The sequence below is a fragment of the Pseudoalteromonas sp. OFAV1 genome, from assembly GCF_021532595.1.
Classification (GTDB): domain Bacteria; phylum Pseudomonadota; class Gammaproteobacteria; order Enterobacterales; family Alteromonadaceae; genus Pseudoalteromonas; species Pseudoalteromonas lipolytica_C.
This window is the reverse complement of sequence record NZ_JAKGBG010000089.1, coordinates 1-5,796: the sequence shown is the minus strand read 5'-3', so window position 1 is coordinate 5,796 and position 5,796 is coordinate 1. Positions and strand designations below refer to the sequence as shown.

Sequence of the window (5,796 nt, the reverse complement as noted above, 5' to 3'; positions counted from 1 at the left end):
AGAATTTATCTCCGCAATCAAAGAATTTTTCGATGTGACCCTACCAAAAGTTGCAGGTTCGCTGGTATCCAGAATTACGGATAATTTTCAGCTACTCAAACCTGCATCTTCAAGTTGAATGGGTATAGCCATTTAGAAGCTAAACTTTCAACTTATAAACAACGCTTAAATGAACAGCGATTTAAAAGTTTGCTCGATGGTTTAACAAAATTACCCAACCGCGCAGCGTTTGATGAACGGTTTAATCAAGAGTTTCAATTATTTGATCTACAAGAGTCGGCAGTGACATTTGTAGTAATTGATGTAGACCATTTTAAATCAATCAATGACCAATATGGCCACAGTGCCGGTGACAAAACATTACAAGTCATTGCTAAAGCACTACAAAAATCAATACGTAAATCAGACTTTATTGCCCGTTACGGTGGCGAAGAGTTTGTGTTACTAATGAGTGGTATGTCACTTGAAAGTGCAGCAGCACCACTTGAAAAGTTGCGTAAGACAATTCAGGGTATTCCATTTAAATTCAAAGATAAGCAAGTAGAAATCACCATTTCTGCTGGCGCAACCCAGTTGAAAAAAGGTGATACCCCACTGATTGCCTTTGACCGTGCAGACGAAGCACTATACAAAGCCAAGAACGAGGGACGAAATAAAGTTTGCATTAGCAAATAAAGGCCTCATCTTGTTAGTAAGGTCTTTGACACACAATGATAAAGGCTCATTGACGAGCCAGGAGAGTGCTTATGTTAAAACAACTGAATCCTACAGGTGTACTGGATTTACTATCGCAACTAGAAGTTGATCTACTCGAACAATCATCCACCAGCGAGCGCTATAAATTATTTAGGAACTGTGTGCTCGCGGTTCTTAATGTGGGTAGCCACACTGACTCAAGCTCTGAAATTTACAACAAATACGAAAATTTCGATATTCGCTTATTGAGCCGCGAACGCGGGATTAAAATTGAGCTTGAAAACCCACCCGAATCAGCCTTTGTCGATGGCGAAATTATCACCGGTATTCATGAACATATCTTCTCGGTTATTCGCGATATTCTATTTATTTGTCAAAAATACGAAAAAGATTTAACTGAGCAAAAAGCCATAACTCATATGGTGTTTGACATGCTCAGGAATGCAGGTGCGCTAAGAGTAAATAGCGATCCGAGCATGATAGTTTGCTGGGGTGGCCACTCTATAAACGAAGTCGAATACAAATACACCAAGCAAGTTGGCTATGAGCTTGGGCTTCGTGGCTTAAACATTTGTACAGGTTGTGGCCCAGGTGCAATGAAAGGCCCAATGAAAGGCGCGACGATAGGCCATGCCAAACAGCGTATTACTAATAATCGTTATTTAGGTTTAACTGAACCAAGTATTATTGCCGCTGAGCCACCTAACCCAATTGTAAACGAATTAGTGATTTTGCCTGATATCGAAAAACGTTTAGAGGCGTTTATCCGTACAGCCCATGGCATTATTATTTTCCCAGGTGGCGCGGGTACCGCAGAAGAGCTGTTATATCTTTTAGGTATTTTACTGCACCCTGAAAACGAAAAACAATCTTTACCTGTGATCTTAACTGGCCCTAGAGAGAGTGAAAATTACTTTATTGAGCTGTGTAAATTCGTTGAGAAAACGCTTGGTAAAGAGGCACTTGATAAGTTTGAAGTGATCATCGATGACCCAGAGCGAGTTGGCAAAACACTCAAATCAAAAATGGCTGAAGTGCGTGAATACCGCAAGAGTCAAGGTGATGCATACTACTTTAACTGGACGCTAAAAATCGATAATGATTTTCAACAGCCGTTTGCACCGACTCATGCCAATATGGCGAGTTTGGATTTACACTTAGATCAGCCGACTCAGCAACTAGCCGCTAATTTACGCCGTGCGTTTTCAGGTATTGTGGCTGGTAATGTTAAAGACGAAGGCTTGCAAGCCATCAAGCAACATGGCCGATTTGTATTAAGTGGTGAGCCTGCATTAATGGCTGATATGGATAAACTACTTGCTGCTTTTGTTGAGCAAGGGCGAATGAAATTACCCGGTAGTAAGTATATTCCTTGCTATGAGATAAAAGCTTAACAGGAGACTATGTGACAACCCAGTTACTTTTAATAGATGCGTTAAATCTTATTAGGCGCATCTATGCTGTTGATAGTAATCAGAGTCATCACAGTGAAGAACATATGATAAAGGCAAGCTGTGCCCGCGTGGCACATGCTTGTAAAAAGTTACGTCAGCAAACTAATGCTACTCACGCGATTGCTGTGTTTGATGGTGAAAAAAGCTGGCGTTATCACTACTATGAGGCGTACAAAAGCACTCGCTCACCGATGCCAGATACCCTAAAACAAAACTTATCGCTTTTTAAACAAGCCATTGAACAAACAGGCATTGTGGTGTTTTCACCTAACAATGATGAAGCTGACGATATAATTGCCACGCTGGCACATAAAGCCGCGACTAATGATGTACCTTCTACTATCGTTTCTACAGATAAAGGGTTTTTACCATTTTTATCTGAGCAGATTGCTATTTATGATTACTTCAAAAAACAGTATCTTGAAGCCGACGACATTAAACAGCGCTTTAATGTTCCAAAACATCGACTCGCTGATTTTTGGGCTTTAGCTGGTGATAAAACCAATGACATACCCGGCGTGAAAGGTATTGGTAACAAAACTGCGCAGCAATTAGTAAATGAGTATGAGTCAATTGCAGCCGCAATCAACGACGATGAACTAAACCCTTCAGTAAAGCGTAAATTGAACGATGAGATGGATATGTTTGTTATTTCGAAAAATCTTGTGATGTTACGCACAGATATTCACTTAGGCTTTAGTTTAAAGCAGTTAAGGCTCAATTAATCGCAATCTCGTAGCGCACTTGGATATCACAGCGTATACTGCAAATTCGCGTTAATTTTAAAGAGTTACACATGTTTAAAAAGGTTTTCCAATATCTGGTGCTGGGTTTAGGTGTTTATGCACTTATCGCCACTCTTGTGATCACTTTTTATAAAGATGATCCACAAGCCATGATCTGGCAAGACCGTGAAGCTTTTAATAAACGTTACATCTCGAAACTATCTATCGATAAGCCTGAAAACTTAAACGCCGTACTTGATTACTTAGGCAGCCCAGACCTAACCTATGCTAAACGAGTCGAAGACAATGTTTGGCAAATCATTTTTTACCGTACGCAACACGTAAAATCGGATGGTATTACAACAATAGATGAGTGCACTGGCTTGCTGTTTAAAAATGGTCAATTAGTATTGTGGGGGCCAAGTGCCTATGAAAGCTATCAACAAGAAACCTAACCGCTTATGATGGAAAACGTGACGCCTCGTGAGTTGGCACGCTTATTTGATAGTACGCACCAGTTGCTCAAGCTTTATTATCAAAAGCAGAAATGGTCGCAAATTTATCCTTTATTAAGCAACCTTGCTGAGCGATATTACTTAATCTACCAAGCCTGCCCAAAAGGTATGCAAGCGCAACTTAGCTTATATGTTCCTAATCATGGCTACACAACAAATTTAGTTGTTAACCAATGCGTTATTGCTTGCATTCTATGTCGTAGCCTAAATTACAACCAAGCAATTAGTGAACAAATTATTAGCTGCTGTTTAGCTAATTACCTGTGCGTACAAACTCAAAGCAATAAGTTAGCTGCCTGTGAAAAGCTAACATTACAAGATAAAAAACTTTGGCAGAGTCGTCACCAGCTTGCTGCAAAATTACTGCAAAGCTCAGGTCCTCATACATTATCTATTCAGCATTTATTAGCGCGGTTAAATAAATACAAACAAGCACTTTTAAGTGCGCCAAAAATTATGATTTATGACGGAGCAACAACACTTGTAGCTTTAGCTAACATTATCGCCATGAATACCACTTATCGTGAATCTGGTGGGCATATTAGTATACATAAAGCATTGGCTGATATTTATCTTCGTACACCTAATGAGTTTGCTCAAAATGCAATAAAGGCGCTCATTGCGCACATAGGCCCATACATTCCAGCAAGTGAAGTAAATTACGCTGAACGCATTCTTATCTATTTAACCACCGATGAGCAAGGTAGGCATATTTTAGTCGATGCTAGCCGCCCAGAAAAAGTACGCTGGCATCGCATCAAAGCTAATTTGAGCATTTTAGACAAACAAAGAACATGTAAAGACACGCGTTTGCTCTACACCGTATGGTTTAGTGAGAACATCAATTTTACAGAACCACCACCTATAAATCAGCAACGCAGACAGCAATACTTAGCATTAATTAGTGACTTAAAAGTATCAAAAGAATACAGCTATCGTGGTTTAAATAAGCTGTTAAGTCCCTACCCTGAATTAATTACGCAACTTACAATTGCCGCTAAGCCCTATAATAAAGAGCAGCAAAGAGCCAAAGACTTGCGTCATTGTTTATCGATGGTTGGATACGACAATGCACCGGCAATCATTCAGAAAGTATTATTTCAACGCTTAGTAGCAACAACTACTCACCCACTGTTTCAGCATATTTCTAAACGACTTGAAAATATGGTGCGGATTATTCAAGCATTGTTTAAACACTCTGACTCAGTGCAATTTGAACACGTGAGCTTGCCATTATATGCCTACGTTTTATACCTTTGCGAATATCAAGCTACGAGCCTGTCTCGAAAAACTATATTTGAACAAGCCGAAGAGCATGTTATTAGCCCACCATTGGCCTGCCTATTTGGTGTTAATCACCTAGATCAAGCCCCATTAACTGAATATTTAAATCAGCTAATTGGTGACAACGTCTGGACTCAACATTTACTGGCTAGTGAACAACACAAAAAACAGCAACTCACCATAAATGAGAAACATTGGATAGCTATTAAATTATTTACTTATTATGTTTTTCAACCAAAAGCTTTATTTAGCAGCTGGCAAGAGCAAATCATTTTCGACAGCCTATCGGCTGCTGGTTGGGACTCAAAAGCTAATTTTTATGCATATTTGAAAAATTGCGAGTTTGCAGACAATTTTTAGAATGTGTTGTTAAAAAGTGCGAAAACGTTAAATAAATATGAACTTTAGTCTGTTTATAGTCAGTATTCACAGGATAAACTGGTAAAAAGCTGAATAAATTGCTATAAAAGCCGCTTAAATTTTCAAACACATCCACGTAAACCTTCTAACAAGTAAATCGCATGCTATTTCGCGACGAGTTTACGTGTTTATCTACTCATAAATAGGAAAAGTAAATGGCTAAACAAACCATCACAGTGATCAAAGGCGACGGCATTGGTCCTAGCATTATTGATTCAGCACTTGAGATCCTTGAAGCTGCAGGTTGCGATTTTGATTATGAATTCGTTGATGCTGGCCTTGCTGCCCTAGAAAAAACTGGTGAGTTACTTCCGCAAGAAACAATCGACACAATCGCGCGTAACAAGATCACTTTAAAAGGCCCATTAACTACACCAGTTGGTGAAGGTTTCACTTCAATCAACGTGACTTTACGTAAAAAGTTTGGCCTATATGCTAATGTTCGTCCTGTTAAATCATTTGCAGGTACACAAGCTCGTTACGACGATATCGACATCATCACTGTTCGTGAAAACACACAAGGTATGTACTCAGGTCTTGGCCAAGTTGTATCTGAAGATGGTAACGAAGCAGAAGCAATGTCAAAAATCACCCGTGAAGGTGCAGAAAAAATCGTAACTTTTGCATACGAGCTAGCGGTACGTGAAGGCCGTAAAAAAGTAACGGCTGTTCACAAAGCTAACATCCTTAAATCAACATCTG

The 5,796-nt window shown here is 39.5% G+C and carries 5 protein-coding genes and 2 pseudogenes; all 7 read left to right on the top strand.

Features of this window, described 5'->3' with window-relative positions; translation table 11 throughout:
- A pseudogene (locus tag L1267_RS23480) lies at positions 1–118 on the top strand (IS630 family transposase); the annotation flags it as partial.
- A gap of 14 nt (positions 119–132) precedes the next feature.
- Positions 133–675: pseudogene (locus tag L1267_RS23475) on the top strand (GGDEF domain-containing protein); the annotation flags it as partial.
- A gap of 71 nt (positions 676–746) precedes the next feature.
- Positions 747–2,090: a nucleotide 5'-monophosphate nucleosidase PpnN gene (ppnN, locus tag L1267_RS23470; protein WP_138557705.1), complete on the top strand. Its 1,344-nt coding sequence runs from the start codon at positions 747–749 to the stop codon at positions 2,088–2,090.
- Between the two features lie 11 nt (positions 2,091–2,101).
- The gene (xni, locus tag L1267_RS23465; RefSeq protein ID WP_199527752.1) at positions 2,102–2,875 is read left to right on the top strand and encodes a flap endonuclease Xni; all 774 of its coding nucleotides are present in this window, start codon (positions 2,102–2,104) and stop codon (positions 2,873–2,875) included.
- Between the two features lie 71 nt (positions 2,876–2,946).
- Positions 2,947–3,330 (top strand): DUF3192 domain-containing protein, encoded by a 384-nt coding sequence (locus tag L1267_RS23460; RefSeq protein ID WP_075594547.1) that lies wholly within the window; start codon positions 2,947–2,949, stop codon positions 3,328–3,330.
- 6 nt (positions 3,331–3,336) lie between these two features.
- Positions 3,337–5,034 carry a hypothetical protein gene (locus tag L1267_RS23455; RefSeq protein ID WP_199527753.1) on the top strand — a complete coding sequence of 566 codons (1,698 nt, stop codon included), beginning with the start codon at positions 3,337–3,339 and terminating at the stop codon, positions 5,032–5,034.
- A 215-nt stretch (positions 5,035–5,249) separates the two neighbouring features.
- The coding region (locus L1267_RS23450; protein WP_235384414.1) for an isocitrate/isopropylmalate family dehydrogenase at positions 5,250–5,796 on the top strand (547 nt) is incomplete at its 3' end.

Coding starts and splice junctions, on each gene's coding strand:
- ppnN (WP_138557705.1), top strand. CDS start 747: ATGTTAAAACAACTGAATCCTACAGGTGTACTGGATTTACTATCGCAA.
- L1267_RS23460 (WP_075594547.1), top strand. CDS start 2,947: ATGTTTAAAAAGGTTTTCCAATATCTGGTGCTGGGTTTAGGTGTTTAT.
- L1267_RS23455 (WP_199527753.1), top strand. CDS start 3,337: ATGATGGAAAACGTGACGCCTCGTGAGTTGGCACGCTTATTTGATAGT.